The following is a 20,669-nucleotide window of genomic DNA, read 5'->3' as shown; positions in this document are numbered from 1 at the left end:
ACCCAGACAGAGATAAAAAAAGAGGTAGATTGCAATATGGTTTGCACGCGGTTACCTCTTAATGTCCAACCTATGAGTTTTTATTAGTTATTTTTTTGTTTGTATATCAGGGTAGGAAAAAAAGTTTATGATGAATAAAATGTCTAAAGTAGCGGTTAAGAAAGTTGCGATGGTAGCGACAGTCGCTTCATTAACAAGTGCTTTATCGGCTTGTGTTGGTAGTAACGCTGTGACAGACAAGGTGATGCAATTTAACTTAGAAGTTGTCGATAACCGATACGCCCGTGGCGGCGTAAATATATTATTATTCCCTGTTTATGCGTTAACGCTCGCTGTTGATGTTGTCGTTTTTAACTCTCTTGAGTTTTGGACTGGAGCAAATCCATTAAACGGTAGCCCACATATTTTTGATTCTGAAGTGAAAACACAATATCAAATTAATGATGATTTAGACCCATCATTAAGAAAGGCTCCTTTAAAACCATTGTCTCAAAATTCTGCTACTAAAACATCGGATACTGAAAAGTCTGTCTATTCAGTAGAAGTTAATCCTGTTAATGAAAACACTATCGATTACGATATTGTTTATACAAACGGTGAAAAAGCAGTATTACGTGGTGAGAAAACGGGTGAGCTTGTTAATTTCTCATTAAATGGTGAGCATGTGACAACGGCTTCAATTGATGATTTACAAGCTTATATGACACCTAAAGATAAAACAAAATCTTAGTCGATTCACTGACGAGGTTCATTGTTACCTGCTTGTAGAAAGAAGCAGACAATAAAAGTAGATAACCAAAAGCCTTAACTATCTAATAAGTAGTTAAGGCTTTTTTGGGTTTTAAATAGTTTAAAAACTACTTAAAAACTACTTAAAGGCTATTTTAAAACTATTTAAAAGCTATTTAAAAACAACCGTTCGATTAGCGTAAACAAATACTTTGTCGTCTAGCACTTGCTGTAAAGCACGACTTAATACCGATTTCTCAACATCTCTACCTGCTTTTGCTAAATCTTCTGCGCTGTAAGCGTGATCAATATGAGCGACATCTTGAGTAATAATTGGACCTTCATCTAAGTCATTATTAACAAAATGGGCGGTTGCTCCAATAATTTTTACGCCACGATCAAACGCTTGCTGGTAAGGTTTAGCGCCGATAAAAGCAGGTAAGAATGAGTGGTGGATATTGATTAGTCTATTTGAATACGTTTCAACAAATTTAGGCGTTAAAATACGCATATACTTCGCTAAAATAACGTAATCAGGCGTATAAGGTGCAATCGCTTCTAATACTTTATCTTCATGCTCTTCACGTGTTAGCCCTTCATGGCTTACCGTGTGATAAGGGATATTAAATTTAGTGACTAAATCTTCTAATGCATCGTAATTACCAATGACTGCCGCAATTTCTACATCAATCCCGCCATAGGTGCTCTTCATTAAGATATCACCAAGACAGTGTGCTTCTTTAGTGACTAAAATGACAATACGTTTACGCGTTGTTGCATTAATAAGCGCGCGTGAAGAACCTTTTGGTAAATTTAAATCTAAATCGGCCAATAACGTGTGATCATTAAATATGCCTTCAATTTCTGTACGCATAAAAAATCGATTGTATTGATGATCAACAAATTCATTATTTTTAACGATGTTTAATTGGTGCTTTTGACAGATATTAGTAATTTGTGCAATTAACCCTTTTGAATCAGGGCAATTTGTTAATAGTGTTTTCTTTTCCATTATTTTCTCTATTGATTCGATTCTACTGTTAAGCACAGCATTTTTTATATTTCTTTCCACTGCCACAGGGGCAAGTATCATTGCGCTGTATCTTACCTGATTTTTCACCAGGATAAAAAGTACCATCGCAATAAAGCCATTGATCATTTTCTTTCACGAAGTTAGAACGTTCATGATGACAATGCAGCTGATCTTCAAATAAATACCAGGCTTTAAATTCCACAGTACCTTTATCTAATCCATTATAAGCATCAACAATCTCTAAATTTGTCCAATTTAATGATTTTTCTGAGAGTTGCTCAATCGTTAAATCACCACGAAAGTTGGGATGGTAAGTAGAAAATAAGTATTCACCTAACTGTAAACAAAAAGCACTGAATCGAGAACGCATTAATTGCTCACAAGTATCAGGTTTTTGCTGTCGTTGATGAAAAGGCTGACAACATTGTTGGTATGTTTGACCACTTTTACATAAACAATTATTTGTATTCACTTTCTTACTTCCCTAAAAATCTATAAAAAAAGGGTATAAAAAAAGCGCTCAATGAGCGCTTTAATTATTTCAGTTTATACTGACATTATTTTTGCGCGTAAGCATCGTTATGAATGCCCGCTGCACGACCCGATGGATCTGCATTGTTTTGGAAACTTGCGTCCCATGCTAATGCTTCAACTGTTGAACAAGCAACAGATTTACCATGAGGAACACATTCTGCTGCACTATCAAGTGGGAAGTGACCTTCAAAAATACTACGGTAGAAGTAAGCTTCTTTCGTATCTGGTGTATTAATTGGGAATTTGAATTCCGCACTCTCAAGTTGTAGATCTGTTACTTGTGTTTCAATATGTGCTTTTAATGTATCAATCCAGTTGTAACCAACACCATCAGAGAATTGCTCTTTTTGACGCCATAAAACTTCTGGTAACAATTGACCATCAAACGCTTCACGTAAGATGTTTTTCTCAATTTTGCCATCTTTGATCATTTTAAGTTCAGGGTTAGTACGCATTGCTACGTCTAAGAACTCTTTGTCTAAGAATGGTACACGCGCTTCAATACCCCAAGCGGCCATTGATTTGTTAGCACGTAAACAGTCAAACATGTGTAGTTTGCTTAGTTTACGGTTTAACTCTTCATGGAACTCTTTTGCATTAGGTGCTTTATGGAAGTATAAGTAACCACCGAATATTTCATCAGCGCCTTCACCTGATAGTACCATTTTGATACCCATCGCTTTAATCTTACGCGCCATTAAGTACATTGGCGTAGAAGCTCGAATAGTCGTTACATCGTAAGTTTCTAAGTGATAGATAACTTCTTTAAGTGCATCAATACCGTTTTGTACGGTAAAGATAATAGGGTGGTGAACCGTACCTAATTCATCAGCTACTTTTTGTGCCGCAGCTAAATCTGGCGAACCTTCAAGGCCAACAGAGAATGAATGTAGTTGTGGCCACCAAGCGCCAGTTTCATCATTATCTTCGATACGTTGCTTAGCAAATTTTTGAGTGATTGCTGAAATCACTGATGAATCTAAACCACCTGATAATAATACACCGTAAGGTACATCACACATTAGTTGGCGTTTTACCGCTGCTTCTAATGCCTCGCCAATTTCAGCCGCGCTGCCGCCATTGTCTTTAACTGCATCAAATTCCATCCAATCGCGTGTGTAGTATTTTGTTAACTCGCCGATTTCACTGTCTAAGTAGTGCCCTGGTGGGAATTCAGATACTTTTGAACAAATAGGTGTTAATGCTTTCATTTCAGAGGCTACATAGTAGTTACCATGCTCATCCCAACCTTGATACAGTGGGATAATACCCATGTGATCACGGCCGATTAAGTATTTACCTTTTTCTTCGTCGTATAAACAGAAAGCAAAGATACCGTTTAGGTCATCTAAAAATGCATTTCCTTTTTCTTCGTATAAACCAAGAATGATTTCACAATCAGATTTAGTTTTAAACTGATAGCCACACGTTAGCTCTTTCGCTAATTCTTTGTGATTGTAGATTTCACCATTTACAGCAAGTATGTGTGTATTATTTTGATTGTATAAAGGCTGTGCACCTGTATTCACGTCAACGATAGAAAGACGTTCATGAACAAGGATCGCTTTATCAGAAGAATAAACGCCAGACCAATCTGGGCCGCGATGACGAAGCAGTTTTGACATTTCAATTGCTTGTTGGCGCAATGCGATAGGATCGCTTTTAATGTCGAGCACACCAAAAATAGAACACATAGGGTTACCTTTTTTATTGTAAACGGATAGTAAAGTTACCCGTTACTTCTTGAATTACTTTTAAGCACAAGTTTATTAACTGACGTGCTTCGTGATCAAACTAGATCAACATATTGAGAGATATGATTTTTGCAGAATAAGCATCAAAAGTCACACGAAATCAGTACAATTTTTTAACAAAAATCACTGATGTATTGATATTTCTCTTTATAAGTCCATTTTCTGTGGACTTTTACCTAAAATAGCTTGGAAATCTGTCCATACATGGCGGGCAAAACCTGCACCCGCTTCCTCGTACATATTGAAGACTAAATTAACGCCTAGGGCATTTAACTCTTGTTCATCGGTTTTATAATGAGCAAGTGCGGCGACTTTGAAGCTACAGTTTTGAATATTATTTAATTGCTCTGCTGCATAACGGTTACCATTATGATCCGGCATCGCTAATAGAATCAGTTTAATATTATTAGTCAGTTGTAATTTAGTCCAAAAATCAGAGTCGAGCGCATCGCCTGTGATCACGCGTCTTCCGACTTCTCTATGCTGTAATGTTGTTAGGTGGTTATAATCAATGCCCATTACTTTTTCACCATAGGTAGTTTTTAACGCATCATAGGCACCTACGCCAATTCGGCCCATACCCATTACTAATATTTGCGCATCACCCACACGAACAGGTCTGTCATCTAAATGTAAGCGTGTTGCTTGATAACGCTTCAGTGCGATTCGGTAGCGGTCGTAAATTGCATCTGCATATTTATTTAATAAAGCGGCAATGATAAAACTTAACGAAACAGCGATAGCGGTAATGATTAACCAATCTCTAGTTAGCCAACCTTTATGGGTGGCTAGTGAAGCTACAATGAGTCCAAATTCGCTGTAATTCGCTAAACTAAACGCGGCAAATAAAGACGTACGTGAGCGTAATTTAAATTTACTGAGGGTTAAAAAATAAAGAGCAATTTTACCAAAGAGTAATATTGATAAGACAGCCGCAATCATTAAATGATCGACATTAGGTAACCCACCAAAACCTATATTTAAAAAGAAGCAGACTAAAAATAGTTCCTTTAAATTAAATAATGAGCGTGCCATTTCTTTTGCACTTGGGTGCCCAGCTAATAACATACCTGCTATTAATGCCCCTAAATCAGCTTTCATGCCGACGCTTTCAAATAAACCTGCACCAACGACTAGCGCTAAAAAGAAGCCATATAAAACCAGTAGTTCTCCATGTCCTGCTTTGTCTAATAATTTATATAGCAGCGGTCTAACCAGGGGAAGGGCAATTAAACCGATCGCCCAAATAGACGGTATTTTACCCACTGAAATAGTTAAAAAGAGTACTGCGAAAATATCTTGCATGATCAGTATACCGATCGCAATACGCCCATAAAGCGAGTTTGCTTCGCTCTTGTCTTCTAATATTTTAACTGCAAATACAGTACTGGAAAAGCTTAAAGCAAAGGAGATGAGTACAATGCCGAAAATATCTAAACCTGCAAAAAGAGACACACCAAGTTGCTTGATAACAAATAAAATGCCGGTATAGAAAATAAGACTAGCGATAAGATGGATACTTGCCCCGCCCCATACTTCAGACTTGAATAGGGTACGTATATCTAGTTTTAGACCGATTGAAAATAATAATAAAGTAACACCCAAATTAGCTAATGTGACAAGGTTATCGGTTGATTCAAAGCCAATAAAGTTAAGGGTAAAGCCTGCTAATAAAAAACCCACCATAGGAGGGAGGCCAGTTAAATTGATCAGCATACCAAAGGTAAATGCAACGCCTATAAAAAGTAATATTGTGCTATCCATGAATTCACTTATTTGAATGTTTAATTGTTTGTCGATGGTTCATTATGTTGTAGGTTTTTGTATTCTATCATTTTCCAATAGTTAGGTTTTAATATTTAACCCCAATTCTGCTTACTTAATAGAAACGTAATTTAAATTAAAATTAATTAGTTATATTTTTTTAATAATCAATGGCGTGTCATTCAAAGCAATTTATTAAAGTAATAACAGGGTATTGGGAAATAATGTCATGTTTTCTCGCTTAATGTTATTGAGCCACGAGGGCTCATAAGGAAATAAAAATATAAAAATGAGGCAATGTAAAAGTAGCGATGTTAGTGGAACGATGCAATGTGAGAATCATTATCTTTAGTTAATTAAGAATAAAAATAAACAAGTGAATCAGCCTTTGGTGTAACGCTGGCTTATTGGTTCAGGGGGGGGTAGTGCTATATTGGTATTTATTGGAAAAACTCTGCCTGTGAATATTCAACAAATGTTGTTGTATCAGGCCAAAGACGGAAAACACGTAGAATAATGTTATCTGTTAATCGCCATTGAAAACTAGCTTCGCCTTGCAATTGATTACCTTGTGAATAGCTCGGTTGGCCATAAGTTTCTACTAATTTATCTTTAACGGTTATTATGAGTGATGGATTATTTCGACCTACAAAAGTATACGTTGCTTGCGTAAATTCATTGTCTTCAGTGTAACGAATTGTTAACTCACTCGATCCTTTTGTCATTGCTGCGGTGAAATACGTATCTGTCGTTAAATCATCATCTTCAGAGATGACTTTGATTTTCTGTAGTTTTATTTTTTCTCTTAACAACTCACGGTTGGCGCAACTTATTTTTTCATTGAATAAAAGAGTCGTTGCTGTTTTCAAGCATCGAGCATGTGTTATTAATTTAAATAAACGTTTCTTTGCCCATTTCTGAGAGGATTGTTGATATAGCAAAATAGCTGCTTCTTTATCTACTTTAGTAAAAATACCGTGCTCATAAAAGTATGCCAATTTTGCATGGGCTAAAGGGTAGTTTAATGAAGAAGCATATTGATAATTTTTAAAAGCTTTTTGTAAATTGGGAGAAATATTATGCTTAAAATCAGTCGTGCCATTTTCATAAAGTTGAGCTAGCTTATAATAAGCTTCTGCATGATCACGACGTGATGCTTGTGTATACCAATCAATAGCGCGTTGAATGCTTTTGGTAGTACCTGTTCCCGTTTCTGATAAATGACCTAATTGAAATTGGGCATCAGTATTACCTTTCAAAGCGGCGAGACGGTACCAAGCAATCGATTTTTTATAATCGATTTTACCTGCATTTCCTGACTCATAAATCTGACCTAGTTTATAAGCGGCTTGCGAGAAATTATTATTCGCAGATTGGTTATAAAGTTGAATGGCTTTGTCGTAGTCTTGTTCTTTACCTAAACCATTTTCATAGATGTAGGCAAGTTGGTACTGGGCCAACGGATTGTCTTGATCAGCGGCCGATTGATACCAGTAAAATGCTTTTTTATAATCTATTTCAAGCGCTTCGCCTAACTGATATATATTGCCTAAATCTATTTGTGCATTGACATGACCTTGTTCGGCGGCTTTTTGATACCAAACAATGCTTTTTTTGTTGTCTTTTTTTGTGCCAATTCCGTACTGGTAATAATTGCCAACTTGATATTGAGATATTGCATCGCCTTGTTTTGCTGCAAGAAGATAATAACTTAATGCTTTACTGCTATCTTGTTCAACACCGGTTCCTTTTTCATACAGTGTTGCAAGAACATATTGTGCCGCTTTGTATTCCTGTTTGGCAGATTTCAAGTACCAATATATAGCCTTTTTTAAATCTTTTTTAACACCTTGACCACTTTCATACATCCATCCGACTGTATATTGCGCTGGTGCATCACCTTTTTCTGCAAGGGGAACCCATATCTTAACGGCTTTTTTATAATTACCTGAGTGAGCGGCTTCGTAGCCTTCCGAAAATTTCGCTTGTGCTAGTAAGCCCCCAGAGAAAAGGATGGTGATTGTAAATGCAATAAATATCTTATATTTTTTTTGCTTCATGCAAATACTAAATTCCATATGATAAAAAAATGATATTATTTATTATGCCATTAGACAGTGATTAAAGCAGGTTTTAATTGCTTATATTGATATACAAATCGCTTTTGTGGAATTTATTGATCATGAAATTGTCAATTTTAAGTGCGGGTGTATTTGACGTAAGTTTGGGAGGTAATGAATATGGTCTCTATAGACTTTTAATGGTGATATTTTTTTCACTTTTACTACAACAAAGCAAAATTTCACCCTCTTTTAGATAAGCCATCGGAAAACTACTGTATGTGACATCACCAGAAACGAGCATTGAACGACAAGCCCCACAATGTCCATCTCGGCAATGAAACTCGACAGACACTGCTTGAGACTCTAAATTCTCAAGCAGTGTCTTATCTGCATCTAATGTATATTGTTGATCATTATAAATTAGTTTAGATGGCATTATCTGTACGCTTATAGTTCAAATGTACTTAAATCTTCGCTATCGACAGTACTGTTAATTTGACCTACTAAGTAAGAGCTAATTTCAGCTTCTTGAGGTGCTACTTGTACATTGTCGCTTACTAACCAATGGTTAATCCATGGAATCGGGTTACTTTTAACTTTAAAAGGGGCTTCATAACCAATGGCTTGCATACGTTGATTAGCAATGTATTCAACATACTGACATAGAATTTCTTCATTTAAGCCTATCATCGAACCATCTTTAAATAGGTATTGAGCCCATTCTTTTTCTTGTTCTGCTGCTTTTAAGAAAATCGCTTTACCTTCTGCAAAACACTCTATCGCAATTTCTGCCATTTCAGGGTCGTCTTTTCCATCTGCCCATAAATTTAGCATTTGTTGCGTTGAGTTCAAATGTAAGGCTTCATCACGTGCAATTAATTTGATGATCTTAGCATTGCCTTCTAACAAGTCGCGCTCAGCAAAGGCAAATGAACAAGCAAATGAGACATAAAAACGTATTGCTTCTAGTGCATTCGTTGAACAAATACAAAGGTAGAGTTTTTTCTTAATATCACGCAATGTTAAGGCTTCAGTTTCACCTTGAATATTGACGTATTTAATATCAGTTTGTGCAAATCCGTGTAGTTGCATAAATTGCACTGCATGGATTAGTTCATCGTAATAAAAAGAGATATCAACAGCACGTTTTTGAATTTCGTCATTATTCACGATATCTTCAAATACTTCATTCGGATCTGTGAATAAGTTACGTAAAATATGCGTGTAACTACGACTATGGATAGTTTCAGAGAATGACCATGTTTCAATCCATGTTTCTAGCTCTGGTAATGAAACAATAGGTAATAATGCAACATTTGGGCTACGACCTTGAATCGAATCTAATAGCGTTTGATATTTCAAGTTTGAAATGAAGATATGTTGCTCATGATCTGGCAAGTTCAAGAAATCGATACGGTCACGGCTTACATCGATTTCTTCAGGGCGCCAGAAAAACGATAGCTGCTTTTCGATTAATTTTTCAAAAACTTCGAACTTTTGTTGATCGTAACGAGCCACGTTAACAGGATTGCCAAAGAACATCGGTTCTTTCATAGCGTCATTGGAAAGGGTAGAGAAAGTTGTGTAAGCCATGTGACTCTCCGTTAGAATTATAATTTTGCGTATACTAACAACTTACTACGTTACAATCACTGATTTAGTTTAATTTTGTCTTTGTTTTTTACCGTAAAAAGTATTGGATTAGCTTACTTTTTACGTTTAAAGGGCATGAACAGTAAGCCTAATAAATTTGCATTGTCTTTTGCATCTGGAAATTCCTTGATGCCAATATCAATCTCTAAATCTGGTTTAGTCGCTTCAGCTGAATAACTACCAAATAATCTATCCCACCATATAACACTGAACCCATAATTTGAGTTACTTTCTTTAAATAACTGGCTGTGGTGAATGCGATGTAATATTTGTGTCATTAAAATTAAACGCGTGACCGCTTCAACTTTTTTAGGTAAGCGAATATTGGCATGGTTAAACAACGCAAACCCATTTAATAACACTTCAAATAAGATAACGGCAAAAGCAGGAACACCTAATAAGATGACAGCGATGGCTTTGACGAAGATACTGGCCACTATTTCTAATGGATGAAAGCGTAATCCAGTGCTGGCATCTACATGTGAATCTGCATGGTGTACTTTATGTAACTGCCATAATAAGGGGATTTTATGAAATAAACGATGTTGCCAATAAATGAGCATATCTAACAGCAGTAAACTTAATGCAATCGTTAACCAAGAAGGTAAGTTTAAAAGATTAAATAACCCCCATTGTTGTTGAGTGCAATAAAGTGCGATACCCGTTAATCCAATAGGGAGAGCTAACCTCGCTGATAACCCTGATATGAAAACAATACCAAAGTTTCCAATTAATCGAGTGGTTTTTGTTGGCGCTTGTTTTTTAGTCGATAATTGTCGAGCGGGAAAGGCCTGCTCGACAATTATCATTATCGCTAAGATACTAATGAATATGCCAAGGCGAATAAAAGTATCATCGATCATCGTTATTTATCCTGTTCTTTTTCTAGACTGTCAGTCTGATGACTTTTTAATGTTTGGTAACCACCGTGGAGACGAGTAAAAACAGTGATCGCCCCTAAAAAAGCAAAAGTATAAGCTAGTTCAGGAAAGTAGGCAGGCCATAAACAAAAAGCAATAAAAAAGGCGATAGTTTCAGTACCTTCAGTTAATCCATTTAAAAAATAAAAGCTTTTATTCGCAAACTGTGGCCTTGCTAAGTTAAGTTTTTCAGCGGGTATGGCAAAGGCTAGAAAGGTTGAACCAGTGCCAATAAAAACACATAACAATATAACAGCAGGTAAAGCATTAACGGCTGGGTTCGCTAAAGCAAAGCCGACAGGGATGGCTGCATAAAAGAGAAAGTCGACACAAATATCTAAATAACCGCCAGCACTACTACTGCTTTTTTGATGACGGGCTAATGCACCATCTAAACCATCTAAAACACGGTTTAGTATTATCATTATTAATGCTGCACCCCAAAGTTGCGCTGTTAATAACGGTACTGCTAATAAGCCAATAACAAACCCTACTAAAGTGACTTGGTCTGGATGTATGCCACGTTTATCTAACAATTCCACGACAGGTGTTAGAATCGGTTTAATGTAGGGAGTGACAAATTTATCTAGCATGTCTTTTTCCTATTTTTCAGTGTTATGAAGCCGCTTTATTTAAAGAGAGAGCATCTAATGTAATTACTTTTCCTTGCGCGGCAATAGCATCACTTTCATCATGCGTTACCATTACTGCAGGCAAACTATATCTTTGTATTTGTTCAAAAACTAACTGACGTGTCTCTTGACGTAATTGACTGTCTAATTTACTAAAAGGTTCATCCAATAAAATAGCCTTTGGTTTACTTAATAATACACGTAACAAAGCCACTCGTGCTTGTTGACCACCAGATAAGTTTTGCGGACACCGTTTTTCCATACCTGCTAAACCCACTTGATTCAACGCTTCACTGATTTCATCTTTACGCGTTTGCTTGTCGCCTTTGGGCATAGCAAAAGCAATATTGCCTTCAACCGTTAGATGCGGAAATAATAAAGGGTCTTGATATAGCAAACCGATATTACGAAGATGACTGGCTGTATTCGTAATAATTTGTTGGTTTAAGTAGAGCTCACCATTCGCATAAAAGTCATTTGGCAACATACCAACTAACCAATTTAAGAGTGTCGATTTACCGCTACCCGATGGCCCCATAATAGTCAGGACTTCGCCGCCTTTTACTTCTTCATTAAGGGAAAGTAACAACTTACCTTGCTGACTTAATTGTAAATTATCGATTTTTAGTGATGACATTGATTGTGATTTCATTTGATTTCCTAACCTCGGTTCCGAAAGAACAACTTTGGTGCCGCCCAAGCTAATATAAAAAATAATGCTGGTAGTAACATTTGCATTAACGCGTAGACAGCACTGGTTCTTCTGCTTGCACCATTGGCAAGTGTAACGGCTTCGGTGGTAATGGTGTTGATTCGGCCTGCGCCTGATAAGAGTGTTGGTAAATATTGGCTAAAACTAATCGCTAAGCCTAACGCACTGGCGATTAAAATGGGCGATAGTAGTAACGGTAATTTCAACTGCCAAAATATTTTAGAGGGCGGTACACCAAGGCTTGCTGCGACAGTGCTAAAACGAGGATCTAAGCGGCGGTAACTATTTGCTAACGATAGAAATACATAAGGTAAAACAAATAGTAAGTGTGAAAAAACCACGTTGATGTAAGCATGTTGACTATTGACCTGCTCAAATAACCAGACCAGTCCAAATAAGAAGGCAATGCTTGGTATTAATAACGGTAAATAAATAATAAAGCCGCTAATCGCTGAAATAGTTTTAGTATTTTGTTGTTCAGCTTCAAGTACAAATAAAGTCAATGCAATGGCAATTAAAGTGGTACTGATAGCAATCACAAGGGTGTTAAACAGTGGGGTTTGCATTTGCAGTAAAGCGGATGACCAATGCAAAGTGACAAGTTGCTGAGGCAATAAATCAGGGAAAGACCAGAAGCCTGCAAAAGACCATAACACCATCGCAACAAGCGCTAAACCGATAACACTTAACATGACGGTGGTGATTAAATGAGTCACACGTTGAATCAACATGCCACCGTACTCTCTTTCTCCATTGACTAAGAATGAAGCACTGCATTTTTTAACTAATAATTCTAATAAACACCAACTGCCTAATAACGATAGAGTGATCAGTATTTGTAAAATGGCACCCGATGAGGCTTTGATACGTAAACTCAAATCAACATCACTAAACCACTGCATAATAGCAACGGCTAAAGTAGGGGGAGTATTAGAGCCTAAAATTAAAGGTATTTCGACACTGGCACTGGAATAAGCGAGTACCGCCAAAATAGGTAAACGCATATAACCGTAAAGACTAGGTAAAATAACCTTGAAAAAGCCAGTCATCGGACAATAACCTAAACTAGATGCCACTTTATGTTGTGCTTTTAATGTTTTACCAATTTCAGGTTGAGCCAATACACCTAGTGCAATTAAAAGTAGGAAAGGGAGTTCTTTGAGCGTTAGCCCTAATATAATACTCAATCCATAAGGGTCATGTGGAAATAACCAATCAGGTGGGACATCCCAACCACTTAACCATGGTGAAACAAGTCGTGATAAAAAACCAGAAGGAGTGATTAAAAATCCAATGGCAATCGCAGCGGCAGCATGGGGAATCACTAATATAGGTCCGAGTAGACGCTGAATTCGTTTCAACCAAGGGCTGTTAAAATAACTGGCGAGTATCAAAACAGTAATGACAAAAGCTAATAACGTGCTAATTAAACTTGTACCGAAGCTTAACATCACCATGCGCTCAATACCTGGAGTGTTAAACAGTTGAATGAACCCAAACAAACCAAATTCATTGGCACCTAGTGCAGGGAACCATCCAAAAGCGGGTAATAATACGCCTAATAAACCACCTAAAACAGGCACTACTAGCAAGGCAATTAAAAGGTACGGACTATTACGAACTAAGCGTGTGAACAGGGTATTAGCAACAATCATTGTTTATTGTACTCCATAACGAGTAAGCCATTGTTCAGTTATGACTTTAACCCAGCTAGGGTGTAACTCACTTAACAAACGGGTGTTATCTATATTGATGATATTGGCGCTTAAATGTTGTTTTTCATTAACATCAAAAAGTGCTTTTTGTGTCGGTGTTAATTGCGATAAATCAAGCACGCTACTATCTCCCCATATCGCTGTTTTTTGCTTTCTAGCTTGTGCTTCTGGGCTTAATAAGAAATTAGCAACCAGTTTTGCACCTTCAATATGAGGTGAATTATAAGGAATAGCAACAAAGTGAATATTACTTAAGCTACCGTCTTTCATTCTGTAGCTTCGAGTACTATCTGGGAGGTCATAACGAGAAATGGCAGAAGGAATTTCTGCGGCTGAAAAAGTAAATGATACTTGTAATTCAGTGTCACTCATTAAGCGTCGTAATGCTAAGCCGTTGGATACAAAGTGTTTACCTTGTCGCCATAACGTTGGGTGTAATTGGTCGAGAAATTGCCATAAAGCAGGTAATAATGCTGCTTCACTTTCTGCTGTTACTGGTTGGTAAAGTTGGTCTTGAATGCTGCTTGGTTGTGATTCACTCAACACCAGTAATGCATATTTTAAAAAGCTCATGCCTAAAAAGTCAGGTGGTTTCGGGTAAGTAAAATGACCTGGATGTTTTTCGCTCCAAATTAATAAATCAGAAAGTGTCTCTGGAACATCATTTACTTTTAAACTATCAAAATAAAAGGTGAGTGCAGCCTGTCCCCACGGTGCTTCCATTCCTTGTGTTGGAACGCCAAAGTCACGCGTCATGGCAGGGTTGTTAGTTGGATTTGTTAATTGAAAGTTAGGTAGTTCACCAGCCCAGTCTGCGGCTAGTAATTGATATTTTGCCATTGAAGCAAAGTTTGCGCCATTGATCCAAACAAGATCAACTTGTCCATTACGATGATTGTCAGCGGCTTTTTCTGCTAACACCCTACTCACTGCTTCACTTGTGTCGGTGAGTTTTACATGGTGTAAATTAATTTGGTATTTTTCTTTAACTTGTTCTGCAACCCATTGAATATAATTATTAATTTGTTGATCGCCTCCCCAAGCATGAAAGTAAACATTTTGTTTAGTGCCACGCATTTCAACGTTTTTCCAAACTCGGGAAGTTGATTCAGCCGTGCTATTTACCTGATTGGCAAATGAGTTGCTGCTAAGCGAAAAAACGCTTAGCAGGCAAAGGCTAATAACCAATTGACGCCAATATTTATTTAAATAAAGACTAAAATAGCTATTTACTTGCATTAAGCTTCCAATCGTAATCTAAAAACTTAACATTAAAACCTTGTTTTTTTAATGTTGCCGATTGCTGATCATCTAACTTCAATGCGTCAGCATATAACCCAATAAAGCTTTGTATTGATTTAGTGCCACGGAATCCCGCTTCAAAGTCTTCACCATACCACTTAAAAATAGATGATAAGTAAATCGCGTTACCTTTGATGTAGTTACGGCTTGAATCCGTTAAAAATCGTTCAGTTTGTTGTGTTAACTGTTGCTCAAGTTTATCTGCGGTATACGCTTCTTCACGAAGAGCAGGGCAGCCGATACTTGCACAGTTTACTGCAAAATGAATACGTGGATCATTGTAACGCTTACTGCCACGAATAAGACCGTGTTCAATATCATTTAAGCTCACTGTTTTGCCCAATAGTGGAATAAATTCTTTATCCCACGGAGAGCTAAATAAACTGCCTAAATCTTTAATCGATTCTAGATCAGGGTATTTAGTTAAAATAAACTCAACGGTCCAAGCATTGTAAGCATTGATCAGAAAAGCTAATTGCTTCTCTTTTGGCCAAGCATCAAAGTCTCCACGTGAGACGCCACTTAATGTATCAAGATAAGCTTGTAGTTCGCTTTCTTGGTTTTTAAAAGCTGCATAGTCAACCGCTGTGCTGTGCCCTTGATTAATTGGCGAGATATTTTGCTCAAGTAATTCAGTCCAACCAGCATGTAAATTATTAGCGGTCTCAGCATATACATTACTCATCATTGAACTGCTAAGTATCGCTGCTCCTAGGGTGAAGCGCACTAGGGCGCTTACCTTGTTTGTTGTCTTAAGGATTGCTGATTTCATTAGCCGCGTCTCCATGTATGGTATTTCTCTAACCAGTTTAATACTTTTTCTGGTGCGTGATTACGTTTCCATTCACCGGCTGCGTATTTGTTACCTTCAGCCCAAGTCGGGTAGCTGTGGATAGTACCAAGAATTTTATTAAGCCCTAAACCATGTTTCATTGCTAATACAAACTCAGCAATCAAATCACCAGCATGTTCAGAAACAATCGTCACACCTAATATTTTATCTTTGCCTTTAGGCGTAATCACTTTAATGAAACCTTTGGTTGCACTGTCTGTGATGGCACGGTCTAGCTCTTCGAAATCAAAGCGAGTGATTTCATAATCAATGCCTTTTTGTTTTGCTTCATCTTCATTAATACCAACACGTGCTACTTCTGGGTCGATAAAGGTTGTCCATGGGATCACTCGGTAATCCACTTTAAATTTCTTCAAGTTACCAAATAAACCATTTACAGCAGCATACCAGCCTTGATGTGCAGCAACATGAGTGAATTGGTAAGGGCCAACAATATCGCCAGCAGCAAAGATATTAGGGTAAAGCGTTTCTAAGTACTCGTTAGTTATAATAGTACGGTTTGTTTCAATACCTAGTTCTTCTAAGCCATAGCCTGTTAAGCGTGCGCTACGACCTACTGCACATAATAGTTGGTCATATTCGATTTCAATTTCTTCTTCATTATGTTTAACAATGATGAATTTTTTGCCATCTTTCATTTCACAGCGTAATGCTTGATGCGATGTCAGGATGTTAACGCCACTTTCTTTTAGCGACTCTGTTGCAAACTCAGACACTTCAAGATCTTCTTTGATCATGATGCGCTCAGCCATTTCAATCTGTGTTACGTTCGAACCTAAGCGTGCAAAGCTTTGTGCTAATTCAGAACCGATTGGGCCGCCGCCTAATACCACTAGTTTTTCTGGTGGTTTTTCAAGTTTAGCGAATTCAGTCCATAACGTATCACTTGTTACGTAACCTGTTTCTTCGATACCTGGTAATGGTGGAACAAATGGGCGAGCACCCGTTGCAATTACGATAGTTCGTGTTGTTAGTTTTTTCTTAGTACCATCTTCGTAGCTAATTTCTACAGTCCATGGGTCAAGAATTTTTGCATAACCTTTTTCTACTTCCACACCCAAGCTTGTGTAACGCTCAACACTATCGTGTGGTGCGACATCTGCAACGACTTGATGTACACGTTCCATTACTTTTTTGAATGAAAACTGAGGTGTTGTATCTTCTAAGCCGTAATGGTGTGCATTTCTAATTTGCTCTGCAATTTTTGCACTTTTGATAATGGCTTTACTTGGTACACAACCATAGTTAAGACAATCACCACCCATTTCACCAGCTTCAATAAGGGTTACTTTCGCTTTTACAGCTGCTGCAATGTAACTTGTTACTAGACCACCTGCACCGCCACCAATAACAACCATGTTACGGTCAAACTTAGCTGGTTTAGTCCATTTTTTGTAGACTTGACGTTTTTTAATCATATTAACAATACCTTTTGCAATGAGAGGGAATACACCCAGTAAAACGAATGAGATAATTAAGCCGAACGATAAAATACCTGATAGACTTTCTATTTGAGCTAATTGTGTACCTGCATTAACGAAGATAAACGTACCCGCCAACATACCAACTTGGCTAACCCAATAAAACGTCCAAGATTTAAGTGCAGTCACACCCATTAATAGATTAATAAGGAAGAATGGGAAGATAGGTACTAAGCGAAGCGTAAATAAGTAAAAAGCGCCTTCTTTTTTAATGCCTTCATCAATCGCTTTTAAACGTTCAGGGAAACGTTTTTGTAGAGAATCTCTTAACAAGTAACGAGACACTAAGAACGAACATAAAGCACCAACACTTGAAGCAAAAGAAGCAATCACTAAACCTTCAAATAAACCAAATAATGCGCCGGAAGCTAAGGTTAGAATAGCTGCACCAGGCAATGCAAGCGCTGTAACTAAAACATAAACAATGAAGAAAGCACCAATCACAAGCACTGGAGATTGTTCCTTCAATTCACTAAATTGATCCATTGAACCTTTTAAACCCTCTAGTGTGAGTAGTTGGTGTAAGTTAAAATGGAAAAACAATCCTATTAATCCGATTGCCAGTAACAGTAGTACTATCTTCTTTAACATATTTTAGTAGCCTTTAAATGAATGACGATATGGCAGTTGTCTTGAATCTATCCAAGCAGCAACATCGAGTTTATATCTTTTATATTTATTTATTATTTTGTCTGTTGTTTGTGTTGAGCAGTTTTCATTATCGATATTTTAACTGCGTAATTCATAACTCTCACATAAAGACCTTACAGTGTTTAATTTAATTGCTTAATTATTCAAATAATTACAATTTAATTTTTAACCGTACCAAATGAGTCGTTATTAACGTCTATTTAATAAGTAGTATTTTTATTTTAGTCCAAGAATCTAAAAGGATAAATAAATTAGATATTTAAAAGACTTTATTATTTTATATAGGAAGTTTGAAGGTATGAATTTTAAGGACTGAGCTAAAGCGAGGAGTAGAACACCTGAACGAATAGGCATAAAAAAGGATGTGTTAAACACATCCTTTTTTAGTTGTTAATTCACAGTCTTGTATAATAATGAATTAACTGAGGCTGACTAAATAGTAAAATAATCGTTATATTTTACAAGCACCGCCAGCACAGCTGTCATCTTCAAATACTTTCTCATCATCTGCACCATCACGGGTGTTATGGTAATAAAGCGTTTTTAAGCCCATTTTATAAGCCATTAACAGATCTTTAAGCAAGATAGTCATTGGTACTTTACCGTCATCAAAACGTTTCGGGTCGTAGTTGGTATTGGCTGAGATAGCTTGGTCTACAAACTTCTGCATAATACCAACAAGTTCCAAGTAACCTTTATTATTTGGAATGCTCCATAATAACTCATAGTTGTTTTTGTATTTATTAAACTCAGGTACTACCTGTTTTAAAATACCATCTTTACTTGCTTTAATACTGATGAAACCACGTGGAGGCTCAATACCGTTAGTTGCATTTGAAATCTGACTTGATGTTTCTGAAGGCATCAATGCTGATAACGTTGAGTTACGTAAACCATCTTTTACGATATCCGCACGTAATGTATCCCAATCTAAATGATATTCTTCATCACAAATTGCATCTAATGATTTTTTGTACGTATCTAATGGCATAATACCTTTAGCATAGTTAGTTTCATTAAATTTAGGACATGCACCACGTTCTTTAGCTAACTTATTTGATGCTTTCAATAAATAGAATTGAATTGCTTCAAAGGTTTTATGGGTTAGATTGTTAGCACTGCCATCTGAATATTTCACGCCATTTTTAGCTAAGTAATAAGCGTAGTTGATAACACCTATACCTAACGTACGACGATTCATGCTGCTTTTTTCTGCTGCGATGATTGGGTAATCTTGATAATCCAATAAATTATCTAATGCACGAACAGCAAGCTCAGATAACACTTCGATTTCGTCTAATGATTCAATCGCACCTAAGTTTATTGCAGATAAAGTACATAAAGCGATTTCGCCTTCTTCATCTTTAATATGCGTTAACGGTTTTGTCGGTAATGCGATTTCAAGACACAAGTTACTTTGACGAACTGGCGCAACCTTACTATCGAATGGACTGTGCGTATTACAGTGGTCAACATTTTGAATGTAAATACGGCCAGTACTCGCTCGTTCTTGCATCAACAGTGAGAATAATCTGACTGCTGGAATCGAGCTTTGACGGATTGACTCATCACCTTCGTAAAGGTGGTATAAACGTTCAAATTCATCTTGGTCTTCAAAGAATGCATCGTATAACCCTGGTGTGTCAGAAGGACTGAATAAAGTGATGTCTTTTTTGTCGATCAAACGTTGGTAGAATAAACGACCTAATTGCACGCCGTAATCAAGATGACGAACACGGTTAGAGTCAATACCACGGTTATTTTTCAATACTAATAACGATTCAACTTCTAAATGCCAAATAGGGTAGAAAACCGTTGCCGCACCACCACGAACGCCACCTTGTGAACAAGATTTAACTGCCGTTTGGAAGTGCTTATAAAATGGGATACAACCGGTATGGTAAGCTTCACCACCACGAATGTTACTGCCCATTGCACGAATACGACCTGCATTAATACCGATACCCGCACGTTGCGATACATATTTAACAATTGCACTTGATGTTGCATTGATTGAATCTAGGCTATCGTCTGCTTCGATTAATACACATGAGCTGAATTGACGCGTTGGTGTACGAACGCCAGACATAATCGGTGTTGGTAATGAAATTTTAAATTGAGAGGTCGCATCGTAAAAACGTTTTACATAATCTAAACGTACGTCTTTATCGTAATCTGCAAATAAACATGCTGACACAAGAAGGTATAAGAACTGCGCACTTTCGTAAATTTCACCCGTAACACGGTTTTGGATAAGGTACTTACCCTCTAACTGTTTAACGGCTGCGTATGAAAAGTTTAAATCACGTTTGTGATCGATAAACTTATTCATCTCTTCAAATTCTTGCTTGGTATAATCTTCTAGTAAATGTGCATCATATTTACCTTTAGTAACCATCTTACTTACATGTTCAAACACACTTGGTGGTGTAAAACGTTGGTATGCGCGTTTACGTAAGTGGAATACCGCTAAATGTGCAGCTAGGTATTGGTAATCAGGCGACTCTTCTGAGATTAAATCTGCAGCAGCCTTGATAATAGTTTCATGAATATCGTCAGTTCGAATGCCATCATAAAACTGAATGTGTGAGTTTAACTCTACCTGTGAAACTGAAACGTTGTTTAGACCTTCCGCAGCCCATGTAATGACGCGGTGGATTTTGTCAAGATCTATAGGTTCTTTTTTCCCATTTCGCTTAGTAACAGATAGGTTTTTGTTCATTATTTTGCCTTTATCAAAAAGCGCCAGTAACTATTTGATAAAATACAAGCAGTTACTCACACTAGTGTGAATTGTTTAATTAAAACACAAGATGTAGTGTTGGTTTCAAAGAAGAGACACAAGATAACGTTTTTTAGAATAATTTCAAGGG

At 37.1% G+C, this 20,669-nt stretch carries 16 protein-coding genes; 1 reads left to right on the top strand and 15 read right to left on the bottom strand.

The window, feature by feature from the left end; translation table 11 throughout:
* Positions 1-127: 127 nt before the first annotated feature.
* Positions 128-730: a DUF3332 family protein gene (locus Q0794_RS14810; protein WP_298943159.1), complete on the top strand. Its 603-nt coding sequence runs from the start codon at positions 128-130 to the stop codon at positions 728-730.
* A gap of 171 nt (positions 731-901) precedes the next feature.
* On the opposite strand, the gene purU is transcribed toward Q0794_RS14810, so the two are convergent.
* From purU to nrdA, 15 genes are all read right to left on the bottom strand, one after another.
* Positions 902-1,741: a formyltetrahydrofolate deformylase gene (gene purU, locus Q0794_RS14805; RefSeq protein WP_298943158.1), complete on the bottom strand. Its 840-nt coding sequence runs from the start codon at positions 1,739-1,741 to the stop codon at positions 902-904.
* A gap of 28 nt (positions 1,742-1,769) precedes the next feature.
* Positions 1,770-2,234 carry a YchJ family protein gene (locus Q0794_RS14800; protein ID WP_298943157.1) on the bottom strand — a complete coding sequence of 155 codons (465 nt, stop codon included), beginning with the start codon at positions 2,232-2,234 and terminating at the stop codon, positions 1,770-1,772.
* An 85-nt stretch (positions 2,235-2,319) separates the two neighbouring features.
* Positions 2,320-3,990, bottom strand: a complete 1,671-nt coding sequence (gene asnB / locus Q0794_RS14795) for an asparagine synthase B (RefSeq protein WP_298943156.1) — start codon at positions 3,988-3,990, stop codon at positions 2,320-2,322.
* A gap of 207 nt (positions 3,991-4,197) precedes the next feature.
* Positions 4,198-5,814: a cation:proton antiporter gene (locus tag Q0794_RS14790; protein WP_298943155.1), complete on the bottom strand. Its 1,617-nt coding sequence runs from the start codon at positions 5,812-5,814 to the stop codon at positions 4,198-4,200.
* A 440-nt stretch (positions 5,815-6,254) separates the two neighbouring features.
* Positions 6,255-7,874, bottom strand: a complete 1,620-nt coding sequence (locus tag Q0794_RS14785; RefSeq protein WP_298943154.1) for an SEL1-like repeat protein — start codon at positions 7,872-7,874, stop codon at positions 6,255-6,257.
* A gap of 187 nt (positions 7,875-8,061) precedes the next feature.
* Complete coding sequence (yfaE, locus tag Q0794_RS14780) at positions 8,062-8,313, bottom strand: class I ribonucleotide reductase maintenance protein YfaE (RefSeq protein WP_298943153.1); 252 nt, start codon at positions 8,311-8,313, stop codon at positions 8,062-8,064.
* 11 nt (positions 8,314-8,324) lie between these two features.
* Positions 8,325-9,470, bottom strand: coding sequence for a class Ia ribonucleoside-diphosphate reductase subunit beta (gene nrdB, locus Q0794_RS14775; RefSeq protein ID WP_298943152.1), 1,146 nt, complete (start codon positions 9,468-9,470; stop codon positions 8,325-8,327).
* 113 nt (positions 9,471-9,583) lie between these two features.
* Positions 9,584-10,393, bottom strand: coding sequence for a sterol desaturase family protein (locus Q0794_RS14770; RefSeq protein WP_298943151.1), 810 nt, complete (start codon positions 10,391-10,393; stop codon positions 9,584-9,586).
* Between the two features lie 2 nt (positions 10,394-10,395).
* Complete coding sequence (locus Q0794_RS14765) at positions 10,396-11,043, bottom strand: CDP-alcohol phosphatidyltransferase family protein (RefSeq protein ID WP_298943150.1); 648 nt, start codon at positions 11,041-11,043, stop codon at positions 10,396-10,398.
* A gap of 22 nt (positions 11,044-11,065) precedes the next feature.
* Positions 11,066-11,734: an ATP-binding cassette domain-containing protein gene (locus tag Q0794_RS14760; RefSeq protein WP_298943149.1), complete on the bottom strand. Its 669-nt coding sequence runs from the start codon at positions 11,732-11,734 to the stop codon at positions 11,066-11,068.
* An 8-nt stretch (positions 11,735-11,742) separates the two neighbouring features.
* On the bottom strand, positions 11,743-13,449 hold the full coding sequence (locus tag Q0794_RS14755) for an ABC transporter permease subunit (protein WP_298943148.1): 1,707 nt from the start codon (positions 13,447-13,449) through the stop codon (positions 11,743-11,745).
* Positions 13,450-13,452: 3 nt separating this feature from the next.
* A complete protein-coding gene (locus tag Q0794_RS14750; protein WP_298943147.1) occupies positions 13,453-14,748 on the bottom strand; it encodes an ABC transporter substrate-binding protein in 1,296 nt (431 codons plus the stop codon).
* Positions 14,735-15,583 carry a DUF547 domain-containing protein gene (locus tag Q0794_RS14745; RefSeq protein WP_298943146.1) on the bottom strand — a complete coding sequence of 283 codons (849 nt, stop codon included), beginning with the start codon at positions 15,581-15,583 and terminating at the stop codon, positions 14,735-14,737. The genes Q0794_RS14750 and Q0794_RS14745 overlap by 14 nt, the downstream gene beginning before the upstream one ends.
* Positions 15,583-17,736, bottom strand: coding sequence for a bifunctional TVP38/TMEM64 family protein/FAD-dependent oxidoreductase (locus Q0794_RS14740; RefSeq protein WP_298943145.1), 2,154 nt, complete (start codon positions 17,734-17,736; stop codon positions 15,583-15,585). Before Q0794_RS14740 ends, Q0794_RS14745 begins: the two co-directional genes overlap by 1 nt.
* Positions 17,737-18,247: 511 nt before the next feature.
* Positions 18,248-20,518, bottom strand: a complete 2,271-nt coding sequence (gene nrdA / locus Q0794_RS14735; RefSeq protein ID WP_298943144.1) for a class 1a ribonucleoside-diphosphate reductase subunit alpha — start codon at positions 20,516-20,518, stop codon at positions 18,248-18,250.
* Between the last annotated feature and the right edge of the window lie 151 nt (positions 20,519-20,669).

It is taken from the genome of uncultured Psychromonas sp. (genome assembly GCF_947489755.1).
Taxonomy (GTDB): Bacteria; Pseudomonadota; Gammaproteobacteria; order Enterobacterales; family Psychromonadaceae; genus Psychromonas.
Note: the sequence above shows the minus strand (reverse complement) of the source record. Positions and strands in the feature narration are given on the sequence as shown.

Coding starts and splice junctions, on each gene's coding strand:
- Q0794_RS14810 (WP_298943159.1), top strand. CDS start 128: ATGATGAATAAAATGTCTAAAGTAGCGGTTAAGAAAGTTGCGATGGTA.
- purU (WP_298943158.1), bottom strand. CDS start 1,741: ATGGAAAAGAAAACACTATTAACAAATTGCCCTGATTCAAAAGGGTTA.
- asnB (WP_298943156.1), bottom strand. CDS start 3,990: ATGTGTTCTATTTTTGGTGTGCTCGACATTAAAAGCGATCCTATCGCA.
- Q0794_RS14790 (WP_298943155.1), bottom strand. CDS start 5,814: ATGGATAGCACAATATTACTTTTTATAGGCGTTGCATTTACCTTTGGT.
- Q0794_RS14785 (WP_298943154.1), bottom strand. CDS start 7,874: ATGAAGCAAAAAAAATATAAGATATTTATTGCATTTACAATCACCATC.
- yfaE (WP_298943153.1), bottom strand. CDS start 8,313: ATGCCATCTAAACTAATTTATAATGATCAACAATATACATTAGATGCA.
- nrdB (WP_298943152.1), bottom strand. CDS start 9,470: ATGGCTTACACAACTTTCTCTACCCTTTCCAATGACGCTATGAAAGAA.
- Q0794_RS14770 (WP_298943151.1), bottom strand. CDS start 10,393: ATGATCGATGATACTTTTATTCGCCTTGGCATATTCATTAGTATCTTA.
- Q0794_RS14765 (WP_298943150.1), bottom strand. CDS start 11,043: ATGCTAGATAAATTTGTCACTCCCTACATTAAACCGATTCTAACACCT.
- Q0794_RS14760 (WP_298943149.1), bottom strand. CDS start 11,734: ATGAAATCACAATCAATGTCATCACTAAAAATCGATAATTTACAATTA.
- Q0794_RS14755 (WP_298943148.1), bottom strand. CDS start 13,449: ATGATTGTTGCTAATACCCTGTTCACACGCTTAGTTCGTAATAGTCCG.
- Q0794_RS14750 (WP_298943147.1), bottom strand. CDS start 14,748: ATGCAAGTAAATAGCTATTTTAGTCTTTATTTAAATAAATATTGGCGT.
- Q0794_RS14745 (WP_298943146.1), bottom strand. CDS start 15,583: ATGAAATCAGCAATCCTTAAGACAACAAACAAGGTAAGCGCCCTAGTG.
- Q0794_RS14740 (WP_298943145.1), bottom strand. CDS start 17,736: ATGTTAAAGAAGATAGTACTACTGTTACTGGCAATCGGATTAATAGGA.
- nrdA (WP_298943144.1), bottom strand. CDS start 20,518: ATGAACAAAAACCTATCTGTTACTAAGCGAAATGGGAAAAAAGAACCT.